Origin of the sequence: Anaerococcus urinomassiliensis (assembly GCF_900128425.1) — a bacterium.
GTDB lineage: Bacteria > Bacillota > Clostridia > Tissierellales > Peptoniphilaceae > Anaerococcus > Anaerococcus urinomassiliensis.
Genome location: NZ_LT635775.1, coordinates 1 through 900, shown reverse-complemented (window position 1 = coordinate 900; position 900 = coordinate 1). Strand labels below are relative to the sequence as shown.

The following is a 900-nucleotide window of genomic DNA, read 5'->3' as shown; positions in this document are numbered from 1 at the left end:
TGATATGTACCCTCTTTACTGGACAAACCAGTAAGGAGGGTATTTTTATGAAATATAGTTATGAATTCAAAAAAGAATGCGTACAATTGTATAGAGAAGGTAAATGGCCTGATACACCTGAAGGAGCTAAAGAAAAAAACTTTCATGATTCAATTAGAACATGGTTTAAGTTAGAAGAACTTCATGGACCAGAAATTTTAAAACACGGAAATAATATTAATTGGACTGCTGATGAGAAATTAGAAATGATATCTAAAGTGTTAGCTGGAAATTCCATAAAATCTATAGCAATCGAAAATGGAATCAATGATGGACAACTTTATTCATGGGTTAACAAGTATAAAAATTATGGATATAATGGTCTTGTGAATAAAAAGAAAGGCCGTAAATCTAAAAATACAAGTATGAAAAATAATAATAACCATAAAGCAAAAGAACTTAATGAATCTGAAAGAGAAGAACTAATAAAACTTAGAGCAGAAAATGAATATATAAAAGCAGAAAACGAAATAATAAAAAAAGAGATCGCCTTGAGAGAAGAACGTTACGCTGCGCAACTCAAGGCGAAAAAGCAGCGATTGTCAAAGAACTCAAAGAAGAAGGATACAGACTAAAATATCTTTTAAAAGCTATTGATATGCCAAGATCAACATACTATTTTGAAATAAACAAAGTTGATAATATAAAGATTAAGAATAGTCATATTGCAGATAAAATAACTCAAATATTTAACTTACACAAAGGAAGATATGGAGTAAGAAGAGTATATATGGATCTGATAAATCAAGGTTATGTCATAAATCATAAAAGAGTTCAAAGAATAATGCATGAGCTAAAACTATTTGGAAAAAGATCTAAGGAAAAATATCACTCATATAAGGGGAAGGTAGGTAAAGTAGC

General features: G+C 29.4%; 2 protein-coding genes. Both read left to right on the top strand.

Annotated features, from left to right (window positions below):
- Positions 1-47 precede the first annotated feature (47 nt).
- Positions 48-614, top strand: coding sequence for a helix-turn-helix domain-containing protein (locus BQ7474_RS00025; RefSeq protein WP_073997051.1), 567 nt, complete (start codon positions 48-50; stop codon positions 612-614).
- Positions 615-637: 23 nt separating this feature from the next.
- Positions 638-900: IS3 family transposase (locus BQ7474_RS00020; RefSeq protein WP_143179969.1), on the top strand; the 263-nt coding region annotated here is incomplete at its 3' end.